Here is an 18104-nt window from a genome sequence, read left to right on the forward strand (position 1 = left end):
AATCGTTGCTATGAAGAACAAAATGTGACCGCACTCGTTTTTCTCTTTGCTTTCACTTGGTATGGGGCAAGAAGAGGGGCTGATTGCTTCTATGCATAGTCGGATGATCTCTCTCACTTACAAAGAAAGGTTTTATGTCAGGTTTTATGTCAGTTTTTCAATTTGTATTTATATTGTTATAAACAGCAATTTTATTGACGAAACGTATGCTATTACAGTAGTATACTATTTAGTGTGTAATAGTACTAGCAATGAATACGCTGTAGGGGGTTTAGTATATTGTTAGATGCGAAAATGACTGATATGAAAATTCCAGCTAATGCTGTCATACATGTGGAAGAGATGAAAGGTGGAGTCGTTCTATCAGTTGAAATAAATGGTCAAATTATTTATACAATGGCTTATGACGAAGAAACGGATAGCTACGCTGAATTGTATGATAGAAATGATAAACGAGCACGTCAAGTCCATGAAGATTTTATGGGGTGGTCACTCCTTCACTAAAAGATGTCAATATGACATCTTTTTTTTGTTGAATCGATTGATTATACGAATTTATGTAATAAATAGATAAAGTTTGTAATAATTGATTTTGCATTGTTAGCATATTGTAAAGGCAAAGTGTCTTTTTTTTCGCTATCATAGGGGTAACAGCCCAGCTATAGGAGTGTGATCACCATGGACAAATTACATGTTTCAAATTTGATGTTGTTGTGTGTGTGTACAGTATTATGTTTTATTTTAGGGATGTTTTTGTATTCCTGCGTATGAAAAAACGCATTCTAAAAAGAACGCGTTAGAGGAAAGAACTGATAATCAGTTTGGTTCCAAGAATAATTAATGTGATACGCAATAAGTTGATAATCGCATTACCGCTTAATTTTGTATTAATGTAAGCTCCGATTTTTCCGCCAATCCAAGCGCCTGGAATAAGAATCAATGCATAAATCCAGCTTACATTGCCAAGAGAAATATGAGTCAAAGAACTTACAATTGCTGATAAAAAGACAATAAACATTGAAGTTGCAACAGCAATTTGTGCAGGGAATGCAAAAAGAAGCATCATTGCTGGAACGAGCAATACACCGCCACCAATTCCAAATAATCCAGATATGAAACCAACTACAAATGCGATAATAATCGAAAGAAACGGTGGGAATTGATAATAAACGGTTTTACCTTCAGAATCCGTGAAAGATCGTTTAATAACAGTTGCATTTGAGAGGGAAAGAGGTTTCAATTTATCACGTAACAAGAGAAGGATAGATACAAAAATAAGGAAAATTCCAAAATATAAAGAGAAAGAATCCTGATTCAAAAATTTGTTTGCCCACGATCCAATAATCCCTCCAGGACCGCTCCCTATAAATAAAATAAGTCCACTTTTATAATCTACTCGCTTATGTTTCATATAAGTAAGAGTAGAGGAGAGACCAGTGAAAACTACGGTCACAATTGATGTTCCAACTGCGAGTTGTGGTGATAAACTATGCAGTCCAATTAGTAAAGGGACGATGATAATTCCTCCGCCAAGTCCTACTAGGCTTCCGACTGTTCCTGCGATTAATCCAATGAAAAGTAACATGATATATTCCAAAATTGCCAACTCCTCTGTATAACTAATCCAACATTCATTATACACACTTTTTGAAAAGAAATAAGATTGTTCACAAAAAAGTCGTCTTCCTAGAAAAATAAGGAAGACGACTTTTGATTAGAAAATTAAATGTAATAGATAATAGAATAGAGCAGCTAATGAAGCTGAAATTGGAAGTGTAATCACCCATGTAATTAACATGCGCTTTGCAGTTCCCCATTTTACACCTTTTACACGATGTGAAGCACCTACCCCTAAAATAGAAGAAGAGATAACGTGCGTTGTACTAACTGGTAAATGAATAAATGTTGCTCCGAAAATGACAAGAGATGATGATAAATCAGCAGCTACACCGTTTACAGGACGAATTTTCATAATTTGTCCCCCAACAGTTTTAATAATTTTCCATCCACCGACAGAAGTACCAAGACCCATTGCAAGAGCACATGAGAATTGAACCCATAAAGGAATATCTCCAGAATTATGAAGGCCATTTGTCATTAATGCCATTGTAATAATACCCATTGCTTTTTGAGCATCGTTTGTACCATGTGTATAAGCTTGTAGTGCTGCGGTAAACACTTGGAATAAACGGAAGTTTTGATTCGTTTTCGTTAAATTAAAGTTTTTAAAGACAACTTTAAAAATACTATACACGATAAAACCAATAACAAATGCAACGATTGGTGAAATAATTAAAGCTTCAATAATTTTAATAAATCCTTTGAAATTAATTGCACTTAGACCAGCAGCAGCAATTGCAGCACCTGCGATTGCACCAATAATTGCATGCGAAGAACTACTTGGGATTCCATAGTACCAAGTAATTAAGTTCCAAACAATTGCAGCAAGCAGAGCGGCTAAAATAACATATGATCCATGTTCTAAAGCAAAAGGATCAACAATGTCTTTTGTAATTGTTTTTGCTACACCTGTAAATGTCATTGCACCTAAAAAGTTCATAATAGCTGCCATGATAATGGCTTGTCGTGGCTTCAAAGCTTTGGTAGAAACAGCTGTCGCAATGGCGTTCGCTGTGTCATGGAATCCATTAATAAAGTCGAAAGCTAAAGCACAAATGACTATTAAAACAGTTAAAATCAAGACTGTATCCATGATCAAACTCCTTACGCGTTCTTCATAATAATTGTTTCTAATACGTTTGCAACGCTTTGACAGCTATCAGCAACTTCTTCTAGCTCTTCATAAATCTCTTTGAATTGAATGATCTTGATCGGATCTTTTTCACGAGAGAATAAATGTTTAATGGCGTGACGACGAATATCATCACACTGTGATTCGTAATCCTTAATTTTAATTGCATTTGTGCGAATGTCCACTAATTTCTTATTCGACATAAGTTCAACGGAATTTGCAATTTCAATCGCACATTGATTAATTGCCTCCACAAATTTAATCATGTATTCATCTGCCTCTGTAATAGAATACATTTCGAATAAACCTGCACTGTGGTCTAATCCGTCTAGTACATCATCCATGCTCATTGCAAGTTGCAGGATGTCTTCACGTTCAATAGGAGTAATAAACGCTTTGTTTAGCTCCATAATGATTTCATGAATAAATGAGTCACCTTTTGACTCATATTCTTTCATGCGCATAGAAAATTCTTTTAAATCGCTAGCATTTTTAATTTTATACTCCACGAAAAATTGCGCGCCTTCTTTTAAATTTTCAGAAACATTCATTAACATTTCAGAAAATTTATCTTTTTTAGATTTAAATACCATTATTGTTACCCCCACGAAAAGTAATATATGTAAAATATATTGGCTAGTCAATTCTAACAAAAAACTGTCGGTTTTTAAAACATTTTATCGAAAAGTTTACAAAAACTTAACATAATACATATTGATGCATTAATAATATTAATAACGACTAATGAATATCTTACTTGTAGAATGTCCTTTTCTTGCAAAAAGTATGAATGAGAAAGAAATACTTTACACTTGAAGAACTATTACGTTATTATAATAAATTCAAAAGGAGGGAGTTTCTTCCTTTTTCTGATGAAAGTGTAAATAAATGAAGGAAGTGAATAAATGAAATTGAACAACACTCATTTCAAGAAAATGCTTGAGTGGTTCAACAAGAGGAAGAAATTGCGCAATATATTATTAATTTTTGGCGGTTTTTTCGTTACCCTATTTATTGCGGTAAATATAATGATCTCCATTCAAGACATATCTGCATTAAAACAGGCTGTTCCGCAGCCAACACTTATTTATGATGCAAATAAAGAAGTGGCAGCAAAGCTATCTTCTTCCAAGGCGGAAGGTATTAAAAGAAAAGATATTCCCGATATTATGATTCAAGCGGTTGTAGCAGTAGAGGACAAAGAGTTTTTTAGCCATCATGGTATTGACTATAGTGGGATTATGAGTGCCCTATTAAAAAATATTATGGCGGGAGAAGTAGTTGCTGGTGGCAGTACAATTACACAACAGCTTGCGAAAAATGTATTTTTAACACAAGAACGTACATTTTCACGTAAGTTTAAAGAGTATTTTTTGACGAAGAAGATAGAGCGTATGTATACAAAAGATGAAATTATTGAAATGTATATGAATCAAATTTATTTTGGTGAAGGAGCTTGGGGGATAAAAAAAGCAGCGAAATCATATTTCGATAAAGAAGTAAAAGATTTAACAATAGCAGAAGCTGCGACAATAGCAGGATTAATTAAGGCACCATCAACCTATTCACCATATAAAAATTTTAATAAGTCAATTGAAAGACGGAATGTTGTTTTAGCACTAATGAAAGAGCAAGGGTATATTACAGAAAATCAATACAAGAAAGAGCAAGAGACAGGCCTTGCATTACGACGAGGTGTTGATGATAAGTATAAAGGAAAATATTCGCAGTATGTGGATTATATTGTACGTGAGGCAATGGAGAAATATGAATTGACGCAAAATGAAATTTTAGCTGGTGGATATCGTATTTATACAGAGCTTGATCCGAAAAAACAACAAGCAGTAGAAGATGTTGTGAATAATGATAATTATTTCCAAGGGAGTAACGCTGATCAGCTTATGCAAACGGGCGTTGTTTTGATGGACCCGAAAACTGGTGGTGTACCCGCACTAGTCGGCGGGAGGGGGACGTATCAATTTTTGCAATTTAACCATGCAACGCAATTAAAAAGGCAACCTGGTTCAACCCTAAAACCTTTTGCCGTATATGTACCAGCATTAGAACAAGGATATGAAGTGTATGATGTTTTAAAAGATGAGCCGCTTAATATAAAAGATTATGCGCCCCAAAATAGTGATCATGCTTTTCATGGTGATGTTACAATGTATGAAGCGATTGCTAAGTCCTATAATGTACCAGCTGTTTGGTTGTTAGAACAAATTGGATTGGAAAAAGGTTTGAAGTCATTAGAGCGTTTTGGTATTCCACTACAAGCAGAAGACCGTACTCTTCCTATTGCTTTAGGGGGAATGCATACTGGAACTTCTCCGTTTGTAATGGCTCAAGCTTATGCTACTTTTGCTAACGATGGTGTACAAGTTGAAGGGCATGCAATCCGGGAAATACAGAATGCTGAGGGAGAAACAGTTGGGAAATGGTATAAAAAAGAAACCCGTGTAACGAGTGAGAAAGTTGCTCAAAAAATGACGTACTTATTAAAGGGTGTTGTTGAAAAAGGAACGGGTGAAAAAGCAAAGGTGAAAAATATTGATACTGCTGGAAAAACGGGAACCACTCAGCTTGTGGATGGTCCAAGCAGCGGAGCGAAAGATTCTTGGTTTGTTGGCTATACACCGGATTTAGTGGGAGCTATTTGGATAGGATATGATAAAACAGACAGTGAGCATTATGTGCCAGGTGGTAGTCAAATTACAACGACAATGTTTCGAGATATTATGAAAAAAGCTGATGAAAACCCTAGTCAAAAAGCATTTCAATTATCACTTATATCAGAGGCTGACTATTCGAAACAATTAAAGACAATTGAAGAAGAAAAGAGAAGAAAAGAAGAAGAGAAAAAGCGTCAAGAAGAAGAAAAACAGAGAAGAGAACAACAAAAAGAATGGATTGATAAAGTAAAAGAGTGGATTCCATTTTTGTAAAAATAAAAAGAGGCGAATGATTATATTCGTCTCTTTTTTTATGAAGGGAAAAAAATTTTTAGCAAGTGTATTATTGTTCGTTAAGACGAATGATTACGTTGGAATGGGATTGTGAAGTGTAAATAATGGAAATTGTTCCTTTGCTAATTGGCTCATAAGGTAGGTCTTCTTCGTATTTTCCAATATTTTTATTGTGAATGGATAATGTGATTTCATCGATTTTCCGATTTTTATATTGTTCTTTAATTTTTTTAGCAATCTGATTCAGGTCATGATGGGAAGCAGCTTCTGTAATAATCATTCCTTTGATAACTTTTTTTTCTTTAGATGAGGAAGAGGATAGAGGGACTGTATTTTGTTTTGCATATAGTAGCTCATATGGAGCTATATTGCTGTTTTCTGCTGCTTTTGATGTAGCCGTATATTCTAAAGTTAAAAAGAATGCTGAGCATAAAAATATACATGACATAAGGGAAATCCAAAAGCGTATTGACAATAAGACTTTCATTTTCATCCCTCTTTCATATCATTGTCTTCTTTATCTATCATACAAAATAAGCGTTAAGCTAGAGTAAATTTGAAGTAAAGAAACGTAAAGAAGGAAATCAAATATTTAAGATGAGATGAATAGCATCTAGTTATTTCTTACTGTGTATGTATGTTAGATTTGGAATGGAGGAAGAGACAGCAGTTAGAAAAGTGAAAAAAGAAACAGGAATAGACATCGAACGAATTAAGCTTTGTGGCATTTCTCATGAAAGAGGAAAAGGAAGAGATAATACATATTGCTTAGGGGAATGGATTGGCGAGGAGCTAATGACGTGTGCTGAAAGTTTATAAATCGTATATTTTGAATATATTTATTTGATTATATCAGTGGGGCTTCATCCCCACTGATTATTTTTAGGGAGATGCTATAAGCCAGCCCCTTTTTGTGCTAATGGAATTGAGATGATAAATGTTGTTCCGTTTTCATTACTAGAAACTTTTAAAGTTCCATTGTGATTTTGAATGATTTTTCTTGTTACTGATAATCCGAGTCCAGTTCCTGCATCTTTTGTAGAGAAGAATGGATCAAATATATAGTCTTGAATCGCTGGAGGAATACCAGTTCCATTGTCTTGGAAAGTAATGCGAGCAAAATTATCCAAACGATGACTAGTGATTTGAATGGACAAAGGTTTATCACTTTTTGCATCCACAGCATTTTGAAATAAGTTTAGGAAAACTTGAACGAGCTCATGTCGATCAATATTCACTAATATGTCTTCTAAATCGGAGGATAAATTATATTCAATAGAAATGTTATGCAAAAATACTTCACTAGCTAGTAGCTGTTGGATATATTCACGTAAAAAAGTATTGATGGGAAATGGTTCTCTTTTAAATTCGTGTGCTTTTGAAATAGATAAAAATTTCGTGATGATACTATTGGCACGATCTAATTCAGGAATGAGTAAATTTTGAAAAAGCTCTTTATTAGAAGGTGAAACACTTTCTTGTAAAAATTGTAAATAACCGCGTACTGTTGTAAGTGGATTACGAACTTCATGTGCAATTCCGGCTGCAATTCGACCTGCTAATGCAAGTTTTTCGGCATCACGTTCGGTATTTAAATAATGAAAGACACTAATCACACGGAAGATCTCTCCATTATAGTCACGAATAATTCGGTTATTAGAAATTCCATAATTTGTATCTAACACCTCTTCGTTATAAATTTCTTTTCCGCTTCTTAATGTTTCTAATGCCTTAATTTTTTCTTCAGGTAGGTTTAATAACTGTTGAATCGGTTTGCCGATGATATCGCTCCGTGATATTCCGAAATCATCTGTTGCAGATTGATTACATAATGTAATGATGCCTTTATTGTCAATAAAGGTGACATGATGCGAAAATGCATCAAAAATATGAACAAAGTGCTTTTCAAGTTGCTCAAATAGAAATAAGGAATCGCAAGTTAGTACAAGGTTTGATTCTCTTTCTTGCTTTGGTATGCGATTGATGGAATGAGAAGTCCCTTTTTTATGTAACTGTAAACCTAGTTGTGAGTTTTTATATGTAAAATGATGTGGTAGTTGATTCACCAACTGCTCATAAAACTGTACTTTTCTTTCTAATTCTTTTATTTGCTTTTCATGAGATAAAGTAGTATCCTCTTGAATCATAAATAAATAACTCCTCAATTTAAAAATTCTTCCATCTAGTATATCATATTTTATAAAGATGCTCTTGAAGAAGATTGAAACTTTGTTAATTAGGTGTGTACGGATTTATAGAAATGGGATAAGGAGGGGAAAAGGTGATTTCTATTGGATTAACAGGATGGGGAGATCATGATTCTTTATATACAGATTCCTATGAAAATAGAAATAAATTGCGAACATATAGTGAGTATTTCCCTATTGTTGAAGTAGATAGTTCATTTTATGCTATGCAACCGGTTCGAAATTATATGAAATGGGCGGGGGAAACGCCAAAAAAATTTTCGTTTGTTGTTAAAGCGTATCAAGGGATGACGGGACATATGCAAGGAGAGATTCCATTTTCAAATATTGATGAGATGTTTGAAATATTTAAACAATCGATTATTCCGCTTCAAGAAGCGCATAAATTAAAGGCGATATTATTCCAATATCCACCTTGGTTTGATTGTCAGAAGAAAAATGTAGATTTACTTCGTTATACAAAAGAAAAGATGGAAGGCTTACCGTGTGCCATAGAGTTCCGAAATCAAACGTGGTTTCATCCTAGTATGCATGATAAAACATTGCAATTTTTAGAACAGGAAGAATGGATTCATACGATCTGTGATGAACCACAAGCTGGCATTGGTTCTGTTCCACTTGTATTAGAAGCAACTCATCCTGAAATGGCACTGATACGCTTTCATGGTCGTAATATTCATGGATGGCTTGATAAAGGAGAAAATTGGAGAGCAGTTCGCTGCTTATATCGTTATAATAAACAAGAGCTAGAAGAATGGACAAAGCGATTACATACATTGCAGAAAAAGACAAAAAACATATATGTACTATTTAATAATAATTCAGGCGGGGATGCTGCTGATAATGCAAAACAACTCATGGAGATGATGCATATTACATACGGCGAACCAAAACCGGAGCAACTCAATTTATTTGAATAAACGCAAAAAAGAAAAACACTGTACAAACAGGGGGAATGTACAGTGTTTTTCTATATGAAAAAGAGGGGTAACAATGTTACTGAGCGTTTGGTTGATTCATCAATTGTTGGCTTCTTAATAAATGATAATAGTTATCATTATCATTGTCAATGGTTTTTCAGAAATAAAATAAAAAACTTTACTTATTTTAGAAAAGAATCAGTAGTATTCAGATTAAGGATAAGATCAAAGTGTAGAGAAAGAGGGGAAATAAAGAAGAAACAGCGCTTAGCGCTGTTCTTTTTCATTTACATATTGTTGTAAATCAAATGGAGTTATTTCTTGAATAAACTCCCTTGAGATAAGTGATTGAACAAGAGTGCTTTCTGAGATTGTAGCACCTGTTTTCTTTTGATACGCTTGTTTTAATAAGCCGAGTTTTTCTGCTGTTTCTTTTGGTAATTCAATTGTTAGTGTGTTCATAATTTCTCCCCCTTATTACTAGAGTACCACTACAAAATAGGAGAAACAAGAAAAGAGAATATGAAACATAAAAAAGGTTACCAAGTTTAAAGTTGGTAACCTTTTTTATGTTTAAGAACCATGTTTGCTTTTTATTCCGCATTAACTACCCGTAAAAGCCCGATTGGTGAGGGCTAATAATTAGTGGGGGATGAAGAGAATCCCTACATTAAAGTTTTACTTTATGCAATACCAATATATTTTAAAGTTTTTGATGGGGTACTATGATCAAAGAAGTGTTGTAAAAATGCAATATCAACACCAGATTTGTATGCACAATATCCCCAAGTTTTTCGAAGTGTATGTGAGCTAATCCCTTCTAAACCAACTTCTTTTGCAGCTTTGTTTAAAATATACCATGCATGCTGTCTTGTAATAGATTTTGTACCTTTTTGAGACTTTAATAATGGTTCATTTCGTTTCCATGTTTTACGTTCTCTCATATAATCTTCGATGGCCTGTTGTAGGTCTTCGTTTACAGCGAACCATTTATGTTTTTTTACTTTTTCATTGTAAAATAAAATGGAGTGACGAACATTTTCGTTTTCATCGATGACATCACCGACTTTTAATTGTAAAATCTCGCTTACTTTTAGACCGGAATTTACAGCTAATACGAATAATAAGCCATCACGTTTCGAAGATTGTAAAAGTATATTTTTGATTTTTTCTAATTGTTTTTCGTTTTGAATAGGTTGTCCTGCTTGTTTCATTTCACGCACTCTCCTCTTTTATATGTGTAAAGGAAAGGATTAACTTGTTTACTACTATAAAGGGAGAGTGTGAATTTCATGTGAACTCCTCGTGAAATTAAGACAAATTATTTGACGTCTTTTATTTTTTGTAAATCAAAATAAAAGACGACACTATCATTGGTATTATATACACCATATTTGGCATGGTGAAGTTCCAAAATGTTTTTTACAATTGATAAACCAAGTCCAGTTCCTCCAGTATGGCGGCTACGGGAAGCGTCTAGACGATAGAAGCGATCCCATATTTTTTGTAAACTTTCCTCTGGGATTGGATTACCGGTGTTCTCAATTTCCACTTTTACTTTTTCTTCATTTTCTATAACACGAATACGAATTTCTTTACCATCAGGTGTATAGCGAATTGCATTGCTGAGTAAATTCACAACAACTTGCTCAATGCGATTGCGATTTGCTTCAACATATATAGAGGGATTTGCATCGATTTCTACTTGTAATTGTTTTTCTTCCATACTAAATAATAGCTTCGTATACACTTGTTGGACAAGTTCACCAAGTGAAAAAGTATTCATTTCTAGTTTATACGTGCCAGATTCTAGTTTTGCTAATTCTAGCATTTCTACGATGAGTCGATTCATGTTTTCTGTTTCCTCTAAAATCACATCCGTATAGTATGTGTTATCTTTACTGACGCCATCTTTAATACCTTCTGCAAAGCTTCTAATAACACTTAGTGGTGTTTTTAATTCATGAGATACGCCAGAAATAAATTCTTTTCTAGTTTTTTCTAATTGGCGTTCTCGTTCGATATCTTGCTGTAATTTTGTATTCGCAATGTTTAATCGATCAATTCGATCTTTTAAGTTTACTGATAATGTATTAATACTACTAGATAAACCGCCGATTTCATCATCTACTGAAACGGGTAACTTTTCGGTGAAATCAAAATTAGCCATTTTTTTGGTGACTCGGTTCATTTTAATAAGCGGTTTAACAATGATTTTTGAATAATAAAAGGATAATAAAATAATGACGAGAAATACGATAATTAAGGCATAAACGTAATAATCTTTTAAAACGAGCATTGCTTCATTAACAGGCTGTAAGGAGGTCATCGCAAAAGCAAATTCTTTAATTTTACCGTTTTCGATAACTGGCTTTACAAAAACTTGACTTTTTCCATTCTCCTCTTCTCCGATTGTAAATGTTGTCAATTCATTTGAATTTGTTTTACCTAGCATTACAGATAGTTCCCAATGCTGAATTCCTTGTAATGTCTCTAAATTATTTGCGAGACGAAGGTCGTTTTTGGAAGGAAGGTGTATTTTGGATACAATCCCTTCAAATTTCTGGACGCCAGGTCTTGTGTCTTTTGCATATTTATTTTTCTTAGCGTTTGGCCAATCAATATTGAATAATTCAAAGTCAGAAATGATGTTATCATTTTTCCATGTATTATAACGAGTGGTAATCGTAACAGGTATAATTACGTCTTTTTTTAAAAGTCCATCTATGCGAATGATATCATTGTTTTTTAACTGTAAATTCATAAATTTCGTATATTCATCGATTGTTAAAATATTGTTGAGTGGAATGGAATACGATTTATTTGATTTATCCACAATCTCAATATAGTAATTATTTTCATCTTTTATAATTCCATTTGGATCTAATAAAACAACCTCGGCATTTGTTTTTTCATGAAATTCTTGTTTGAGTTTTCTTATTTCCTCAAATGTTCCCTCACTCTTTTCATAACTTGATAAAAACTTTTCAAAGGCAGTTTGGACAGTTTGAACCTTTTTATTAATATAAAATGTTTCTAAAAACAATGATTGCCCAACGAAAAAAAGGAGGAAGGTAACAGTAAATAATGTTGATGTTAATAAAAATAGTTTAAAGACAATGCTTCTTTTTTTCACTTCTTCACCTCATAAAAGAATACTCGCATAAATATTTTCTCTATTATAACAAACGATAAAAGAAAGTAGATGCTGAAAATCTGTCTCTATCTGGAATAGTTTTTTATTAAAAGTCATATAAAGTAATTATTTGATTTAGAAAACAATAAAAAGAACTCGCCAGACGTATGACAAGTTCTTTTGTACATTATTGTTGAATTGCCGCGTCTAAAGCGATTTCAATCATTTCATTAAATGTAGTTTGACGCTCTTCAGATGTTGTTTCTTCTCCAGTGAAGATGTGGTCACTTACTGTTAATACAGATAATGCATTTACACCGTATTTCGCTGCTAATGTATAAAGAGCAGTTGTTTCCATTTCTACAGCTAACACACCGTATTCACCAAGTTTTTTCACCATGTCCATGCTTTCACGGTAGAATACATCTGCCGTTAAAACATTACCAACGCGAACATGTAATCCTTTTTCTGTTCCTGCATCATATGCTTTCTTTAAAAGATCAAAGTTTGCAGCTGGTGCAAAATCAAATCCAGGGAATGTTAAACGGTTCATGTTAGAGTCTGTACAAGCCGTCATTGCAATAATTACGTCGCGTACTTTTACATCTTTTTGAATCGCACCACATGTACCTACGCGAATTAAGTTTTTCACTCCATAGCTTTGGATTAATTCGTTAACATAGATAGAAATAGAAGGAACACCCATGCCTGTCCCTTGAACAGAGACACGTTTTCCTTTATAAGTTCCAGTGAATCCTAACATACTACGTACATTGTTATAGCAAGTTACATCTTCTAAAAATGTTTCTGCAATATATTTTGCACGTAGTGGATCACCAGGTAGTAAAATAGATTCAGCAATTTCACCTTGTTTTGCTTCAATATGAACGCTCATAAAAATCCTCCTTGTTATGTATAGATATAAATCAACATCACCTGCATTATACACTAGGAATCCTACCAATTAAAATCTTTTTCTTATTTGTAGTATATGCAAGATTCAACGTTTTCAATAGGTTGTTATTTATTACATAGGGGGTTTTTGTAAAAAAGAAATATATAAATACAAGTTGAAAAACCGATATAAACCTTTTCTTTTTAGGGGGGAGAGAGCATCCGACCATGCATAGAAGCGGTCAGATCCTCTTCCTGCCCAAGCCAAGTAAAAACAAAGAGAGAAAACGAGTGCGGATCACCTTTTATTCTTCATAGCAACTACTTATATGTTGGAAAATCAAAATGGACATATGTAGAAAGAAGATGTAGCAATGTTCTTTTTATAGGTGTAATAGTCAGAATTATGTTACAATTTATAAAAAAAGTATGGCAGGTGATTGTTTGAAAAATCTTGTCATTGGGCTAATTGCGTTACTATTTATTGTAGCTGGTGGATTTTACATGCAAAAGTATAAAGGAACGACAGAAACAGTAGGGGACATTCGAGAGGTAAAATGGGATATAAAAAATAGAAAGGGAAATGAAAAAATAGATATTACATTTCAACTGTTTAATAAAAATAACAACGAAATTCGTGGAGTTAATGATCGTATTAGAGCTATTATCGTGGACGAGCAGTTAAAGAGAATTCAGCGAATCACTCCTGCATTTGCTGGAAATGGTTCATATAAGCTATCCTCAGGCAAAACGAAAGATAAAGCATATACGATTTTCTTATATGAGGATCATGGTAAAACAGAACAGTTCTTTTCTAGGAAGAATTTTGGGGAAGAGGAAAAAGAGAAGAAACAAAAGAATGTAATAGAAGATACAGTGCTCACCAAAAAAATTGGTGATTACCAAATGTCGCTTTTATTTGGAGCGCTACACCCAAATGAAGCAGCTACATTGACATTTCAGCTGCAAATAAAAAAAGGAGAAAGTGTGAAATTTAATTCCAATACTGGAGAACAAGCGACGCTTTATATAATCGATGAAAAACGAGAACATTTTTTATATGCAGTCCCTGTAAATGAAGAAGAGCAATTGCAATATCGTATTACATTCCCAGAGGAAGGGACGTATAAAATATGGGGAACATTTTATATAAACGGAAAAAAGTATGAAAAAGAGTTTATACTCCAAGTTCAGAAACGAAAAAACAGCTAGTGATGCTAGCTGCTTTTTCGTTTTCCTATTAATTTTGTTACGGCAAGCATTGTAATTGGCAAGGAATGATTTTTCCGGAATGCTAAATATTTTCCACTCCACGCCGGTTTATATTTTTCTTTAAAATGCCGTAAACCACTAAAACTATATGTATAACGAACGTTATTGAAAATTGCTGCAGCGACGCGCTCAGACCAAAAGGATTGTGTGGATAAACCAACATTAGAGAGCGGGGCCATACCGATGTTAAAGGAATGATAACTGTTTTCTTTTGCCCATTGGAATAAATGAATAAAGATTGCATCCATAATCCCGCCAGGTGCATCTGGATAATAACGCATTAAATCGATAGAAAGTTCACCAGTTTGGTAAACAGGCATAAAAGTTGTAAATGCAATGATTTTTCCCTCAGCATCAGATAAAGTTGCAATAGGGGCGCGACTTATATACTCACGATCAAAGTATCCAAGAGAAAAGCCTTTTTCTTTTTTTCCCCCAAGCCAAGCGTCTGAAACATTTTTTAATTCTTCATATAACTCGTCTGAAAATGGTGGTTGATGAATGGAAAAGGTATAACCTTCACGTTCAAAACGGTTAAAAGTTGCACGTAATCCAGCACGCTTTTTCCCTGATATAGTAAATGTATTTAAATCAACAACAGCTTCTTCACCAAGTTTAAAGAAGTTATAGCCAAAATCATGGTATAAACTCATCCATTTGCTTTCAATTTGATAGAAAACGCAAATATATCCAAATCGATCCGCTTCAGCTAAAAATTCTTGTAGTACGTTACGGAAAGAAGACGGATCCCCAATTGGATCGCCGAGTACAACAAGTCGTTTTCCTGTTGTTGAAAATAAAAGAAGTGCTTTTCCATCACTACTGAAGAAGAACTGTTTATCTCCTAAAAAACCTAAATGACTTAGTACATTTCCGCCATATTCATCTAAGAAGTTTTGCAGACGTTTATCGTTTGCTGATTGCTCAGGGAATACACTACGATAGCGATTCGCGATAAGAGAACCGATGAGTAAAAAGGTTGGAACAAAGAAAGCAGCTGCAAGTGCACTTCTCTTTACTTGCGTAATATTACGAACGACAAAATCGGGCTTGAAAGCTTCTTTTGCTCCTGCGAATAGGATGCCTAAGTTTTTATACAAGTATAATGTTAGTAGTAAAAATATAAATACTTTTACTACATCGGAAAGCGAAACTGACATTTTTTCACGTACAAATCTTTTGCGAAGCATATATAATACGGCTAGCACGATTAGTAAAATAAAGGTTTCTTCAATATCGATTCCTTTCAGTGTATTAAAAATGGCTGCTCCAATTAAAGAAACAATAGTCATATAGTAGGAACGTTTTGTTCCATAATAAATACCTCTTGATAGAATAAGGAGCAGAATTCCAAATGTTAATGATAAGCTAAAAGAAAATTGAATAAGATGTTTTGGAGCTAAAATGTGTAATGCGTGAGCACGATTTATACTCGTCGGTAAAATGGTCGATAAGATGACCATTAGGCCCGTAAAGACTGTTAAAGCAGCTGATGCCCATGGACCTAGCTTTCCTAAAAAATCACGTTGTAATGTCCAAATGACACCTGTTGTTTCTAAGGCGGGTGCAATAAATGGTTTATCTTCAATCTTTTTTAGGGCAGCTCCGGTCATTTCAAAAGCGGCAAAAATTAACCCGAGACAAAATGGTAAAATATAGTATACGAGGCGGTATAATAACATGGCAGGTAATAATACGCCTGTATCGATACCGTATTGTCCTAATCCAGTTAAAAAGACAAGGTCAAAGGAACCAAGACCACCGGGTACAAGACTAACAACCCCTGCTAATGCTGCAATAACATAAACCCCTAAAAATTTCCGGAAATCGATGTCAATTCCAAATAATATTAAAATAACATACATGACGATGCCGGCAGAAAGCCATTCCACTAATGAAACAAGTGAATATAGAACGGTTGGGTTCTTCTCTTTGATTTCTTCCTGTCCTTCTATGTGTTGCTTTTTCCGATTTTTAATTTTGGAAAATCCAATATATAGCGGTACAAAAAGAGCAAAAAAGATGAGGACAGGCCATAGCCAAGGTTTTTCATGTAAAATAAAACTTGTATCTAGTATTCCTATAAGACCGAGGAATGAGAGAAGGGATAATCCATTTATAAAAGCAGTTGTCATCCAAGCGATGCTTTTGATAAGTTTACCATTCTCTTTTACGTGAGGGCGATATAACATTGTCCGTATACCTGCTCCAACAAGTCCACCAAAACCGATAAATCCATTTAAGGTGTTAGCAATCCAAGAAACACGGAAAATCTTTTGAACAGGTACATCTGCTTTTAAATAGCGGAGCATAACAAAGTCATAAAAGAACATTGTTGAAACAGCAAACGCACCGAGCGTAATAGCTAAAAAGACTCCTCCAGTCGGAATGTTTTTAATTGTTTCAATTGCTTCTCGAAATGAAATACCTGACAATTCTTTCCGAGCTTGAAAGAATACAATTGTCAAGACAACAAATGGGAAAATAATTTTTCCGATTTGTAAGAAACGTTTCCACGAAAACGACATAAATACAACTCTCCTTGCATAAGAAAACTGAGACAATATTCTTATTATGACAAACTTCATGAAAAATAAAAAGGTAAATTGCAGGATATAAAAACTATTTTTTATATAAATATAGAAATGTTATATATTTTTTTGCTAAGAATTAATAATAAATTAAAGTTTTGTTTATTCAGAAAAGTGAGTTAAAATGGAACGAAATAAGGAAGAGGGGGAAAGAGGATGGTTATAGTAGGTTACGCAGGCCATGAGCTAGAAAAAGCACAACCTAATACATCAGAAGATTTCTTTAATCGATCCGAAGTAACTTATATTTTGGGTGAACAAGAAAAAACATTTTCTGTATTATATGTCCGTTATTTTGAAGAAATTTTACAAGGAATTACTCCGTTTGAAGGAAATCCAGTTTTTAAAATAGAAGAACAAGACATATATTTACGTGATATCGTTGCTCTAGCTTGTTTTATTAAAAATAAAGAATTTCGTGGGCAAAAGCGTGTATATATTAACAGGATAGAAGATTTTCAAAAAAATTTTGATGATAAAACAGTGGTAAAAGTACAAGACATAATGGCTGAGTTACATAAAAATAAAAAAGTAGAAATAGCGTAAAATGGAAAAGGAGAGAAAAGGATATGTCTAATTCAATGGTTGAAAATCAAACGCATCAAGTTTCTGAATTTTTAGAAGAAGTTATTGATTTAATGACTGATTTTGTTAATTATCATACATTACCTTCTTTATTAGAAGAGTCACCAGAAGGGAATAAACATTATTATGAAGGTTTATTATCATCATTAAGACGACTCCTTGTATTTTGTGAAGAAGGCTTGGATGCGTGCCTTGTTTTATTGAGTAGTCAACCATTTCGAAAAACGGCTGCTGAGAGAACATTATATAAAATCTATCATCAAGTAATTGCTGAATTCTTTTCGCCCAAAAGTGATCAGTGGTATGAAAATAGTCGCTCGGCATATACAGGGAAAAATTCCATTGCTTTTCAACAAATACCGCCTAGCTCAATTGAAAAAGTAATGCAAGAATTAGAAGGAAAGTTTCAAACAATGCGTGAGGAGCTGGAATATTACGAAACGGACTATCAAACAAAGATGTTACACAAGTATTAATAAAACCATTTTCTTTAGGTGTGAGAGAGGATCCGGCCATGGATAGAAGTGGTCAGATCCTTTTTCAGCCCCATGCGAAGTGAGAACAAAAGGAGAAAGTGAGTAGGGGTTCCTTTTTATTTTTATAGCCGCGACTTATATGTTGGGGAATTAAAATGGATGTATATAATAGGATGAGGGAACTACTGTCTTTGATTGTAGGGATGAATAGCTCTAGTATATGTTTTATATAAGTATTAGAGAATACTCAAAGAAGCTAGAGAAAGACTAGCTTCTTTTGCTGTTTTGTACGGTATATACGATGC

Annotated in this window: 17 protein-coding genes; 7 read left to right on the forward strand and 10 right to left on the reverse strand. The window is 33.9% G+C overall.

The features are described 5' to 3' along the window. The first annotated feature begins 279 nt into the window (after positions 1 to 279). On the forward strand, positions 280 to 504 hold the full coding sequence (locus JDS96_RS06850) for a hypothetical protein (protein ID WP_199666441.1): 225 nt from the start codon (positions 280 to 282) through the stop codon (positions 502 to 504). A 292-nt stretch (positions 505 to 796) separates the two neighbouring features. Here the strand turns inward: JDS96_RS06850 and JDS96_RS06855 are convergent, their stop codons facing one another. The 3 genes from JDS96_RS06855 to JDS96_RS06865 form a co-directional block, all read right to left on the reverse strand. Next, positions 797 to 1597: a sulfite exporter TauE/SafE family protein gene (locus JDS96_RS06855; RefSeq protein ID WP_018764237.1), complete on the reverse strand. Its 801-nt coding sequence runs from the start codon at positions 1595 to 1597 to the stop codon at positions 797 to 799. A gap of 117 nt (positions 1598 to 1714) precedes the next feature. Continuing rightward, positions 1715 to 2713, reverse strand: coding sequence for an inorganic phosphate transporter (locus JDS96_RS06860; protein WP_006094199.1), 999 nt, complete (start codon positions 2711 to 2713; stop codon positions 1715 to 1717). An 11-nt stretch (positions 2714 to 2724) separates the two neighbouring features. Next, the gene (locus JDS96_RS06865) at positions 2725 to 3345 is read right to left on the reverse strand and encodes a DUF47 domain-containing protein (protein ID WP_000231447.1); all 621 of its coding nucleotides are present in this window, start codon (positions 3343 to 3345) and stop codon (positions 2725 to 2727) included. A gap of 312 nt (positions 3346 to 3657) precedes the next feature. Here JDS96_RS06865 and JDS96_RS06870 point away from each other — a divergent pair, with 312 nt between their 5' ends. Next, positions 3658 to 5697 carry a transglycosylase domain-containing protein gene (locus JDS96_RS06870; RefSeq protein WP_199666442.1) on the forward strand — a complete coding sequence of 680 codons (2040 nt, stop codon included), beginning with the start codon at positions 3658 to 3660 and terminating at the stop codon, positions 5695 to 5697. 70 nt (positions 5698 to 5767) lie between these two features. Here the strand turns inward: JDS96_RS06870 and JDS96_RS06875 are convergent, their stop codons facing one another. Continuing rightward, the gene (locus tag JDS96_RS06875) at positions 5768 to 6205 is read right to left on the reverse strand and encodes a hypothetical protein (protein ID WP_033796000.1); all 438 of its coding nucleotides are present in this window, start codon (positions 6203 to 6205) and stop codon (positions 5768 to 5770) included. A 164-nt stretch (positions 6206 to 6369) separates the two neighbouring features. On the opposite strand from JDS96_RS06875, the gene JDS96_RS06880 reads away from it, so the two are divergent. After that, positions 6370 to 6537: an ADP-ribose pyrophosphatase gene (locus tag JDS96_RS06880; protein WP_199666443.1), complete on the forward strand. Its 168-nt coding sequence runs from the start codon at positions 6370 to 6372 to the stop codon at positions 6535 to 6537. 74 nt (positions 6538 to 6611) lie between these two features. Here the strand turns inward: JDS96_RS06880 and JDS96_RS06885 are convergent, their stop codons facing one another. Then, positions 6612 to 7865: an ATP-binding protein gene (locus JDS96_RS06885; RefSeq protein WP_003196267.1), complete on the reverse strand. Its 1254-nt coding sequence runs from the start codon at positions 7863 to 7865 to the stop codon at positions 6612 to 6614. 134 nt (positions 7866 to 7999) lie between these two features. On the opposite strand from JDS96_RS06885, the gene JDS96_RS06890 reads away from it, so the two are divergent. Next, positions 8000 to 8845 carry a DUF72 domain-containing protein gene (locus JDS96_RS06890; RefSeq protein ID WP_199666444.1) on the forward strand — a complete coding sequence of 282 codons (846 nt, stop codon included), beginning with the start codon at positions 8000 to 8002 and terminating at the stop codon, positions 8843 to 8845. Positions 8846 to 9112: 267 nt separating this feature from the next. Here JDS96_RS06890 and JDS96_RS06895 read toward each other — a convergent pair whose 3' ends face one another. The 4 genes from JDS96_RS06895 to deoD all read right to left on the reverse strand — a co-directional run bounded on the left by JDS96_RS06895 (position 9113) and on the right by deoD (position 12876). Next, complete coding sequence (locus JDS96_RS06895) at positions 9113 to 9307, reverse strand: DUF3924 family protein (protein ID WP_026591246.1); 195 nt, start codon at positions 9305 to 9307, stop codon at positions 9113 to 9115. Between the two features lie 221 nt (positions 9308 to 9528). Then, a complete protein-coding gene (locus JDS96_RS06900; protein WP_097836236.1) occupies positions 9529 to 10059 on the reverse strand; it encodes a tyrosine-type recombinase/integrase in 531 nt (176 codons plus the stop codon). A 107-nt stretch (positions 10060 to 10166) separates the two neighbouring features. Continuing rightward, entirely contained in the window at positions 10167 to 11981 is a 1815-nt protein-coding gene (locus JDS96_RS06905) for a sensor histidine kinase (RefSeq protein WP_199666445.1), read from the reverse strand. 187 nt (positions 11982 to 12168) lie between these two features. After that, positions 12169 to 12876, reverse strand: a complete 708-nt coding sequence (deoD, locus tag JDS96_RS06910; RefSeq protein ID WP_199666446.1) for a purine-nucleoside phosphorylase — start codon at positions 12874 to 12876, stop codon at positions 12169 to 12171. 428 nt (positions 12877 to 13304) lie between these two features. Here deoD and JDS96_RS06915 point away from each other — a divergent pair, with 428 nt between their 5' ends. Further along, entirely contained in the window at positions 13305 to 14087 is a 783-nt protein-coding gene (locus JDS96_RS06915; protein ID WP_199666447.1) for a hypothetical protein, read from the forward strand. A 5-nt stretch (positions 14088 to 14092) separates the two neighbouring features. Here JDS96_RS06915 and mprF read toward each other — a convergent pair whose 3' ends face one another. Then, the gene (gene mprF, locus JDS96_RS06920) at positions 14093 to 16675 is read right to left on the reverse strand and encodes a bifunctional lysylphosphatidylglycerol flippase/synthetase MprF (protein WP_003206592.1); all 2583 of its coding nucleotides are present in this window, start codon (positions 16673 to 16675) and stop codon (positions 14093 to 14095) included. A 219-nt stretch (positions 16676 to 16894) separates the two neighbouring features. Here mprF and JDS96_RS06925 point away from each other — a divergent pair, with 219 nt between their 5' ends. Together JDS96_RS06925 and JDS96_RS06930 are read left to right on the forward strand one after the other, a co-directional pair. Continuing rightward, positions 16895 to 17284 (forward strand): hypothetical protein, encoded by a 390-nt coding sequence (locus JDS96_RS06925; protein ID WP_003196277.1) that lies wholly within the window; start codon positions 16895 to 16897, stop codon positions 17282 to 17284. A gap of 23 nt (positions 17285 to 17307) precedes the next feature. After that, positions 17308 to 17799 (forward strand): DUF3907 family protein, encoded by a 492-nt coding sequence (locus tag JDS96_RS06930; protein ID WP_018764247.1) that lies wholly within the window; start codon positions 17308 to 17310, stop codon positions 17797 to 17799. Positions 17800 to 18104: the final 305 nt, after the last annotated feature.

This window comes from Bacillus cereus group sp. N21, assembly GCF_016483395.1.
Lineage (GTDB): Bacteria > Bacillota > Bacilli > Bacillales > Bacillaceae_G > Bacillus_A > Bacillus_A pseudomycoides.

Excerpts from the sequence above, each read along its gene's own strand:
- JDS96_RS06860 (WP_006094199.1), bottom strand. The coding sequence starts at position 2,713 with ATGGATACAGTCTTGATTTTAACTGTTTTAATAGTCATTTGTGCTTTA.
- JDS96_RS06865 (WP_000231447.1), bottom strand. The coding sequence starts at position 3,345 with ATGGTATTTAAATCTAAAAAAGATAAATTTTCTGAAATGTTAATGAAT.
- JDS96_RS06870 (WP_199666442.1), top strand. The coding sequence starts at position 3,658 with ATGAAATTGAACAACACTCATTTCAAGAAAATGCTTGAGTGGTTCAAC.
- JDS96_RS06875 (WP_033796000.1), bottom strand. The coding sequence starts at position 6,205 with ATGAAAGTCTTATTGTCAATACGCTTTTGGATTTCCCTTATGTCATGT.
- JDS96_RS06880 (WP_199666443.1), top strand. The coding sequence starts at position 6,370 with ATGGAGGAAGAGACAGCAGTTAGAAAAGTGAAAAAAGAAACAGGAATA.
- JDS96_RS06885 (WP_003196267.1), bottom strand. The coding sequence starts at position 7,865 with ATGATTCAAGAGGATACTACTTTATCTCATGAAAAGCAAATAAAAGAA.
- JDS96_RS06895 (WP_026591246.1), bottom strand. The coding sequence starts at position 9,307 with ATGAACACACTAACAATTGAATTACCAAAAGAAACAGCAGAAAAACTC.
- JDS96_RS06900 (WP_097836236.1), bottom strand. The coding sequence starts at position 10,059 with ATGAAACAAGCAGGACAACCTATTCAAAACGAAAAACAATTAGAAAAA.
- deoD (WP_199666446.1), bottom strand. The coding sequence starts at position 12,876 with ATGAGCGTTCATATTGAAGCAAAACAAGGTGAAATTGCTGAATCTATT.
- JDS96_RS06915 (WP_199666447.1), top strand. The coding sequence starts at position 13,305 with ATGGCAGGTGATTGTTTGAAAAATCTTGTCATTGGGCTAATTGCGTTA.
- mprF (WP_003206592.1), bottom strand. The coding sequence starts at position 16,675 with ATGTCGTTTTCGTGGAAACGTTTCTTACAAATCGGAAAAATTATTTTC.
- JDS96_RS06925 (WP_003196277.1), top strand. The coding sequence starts at position 16,895 with ATGGTTATAGTAGGTTACGCAGGCCATGAGCTAGAAAAAGCACAACCT.
- JDS96_RS06930 (WP_018764247.1), top strand. The coding sequence starts at position 17,308 with ATGTCTAATTCAATGGTTGAAAATCAAACGCATCAAGTTTCTGAATTT.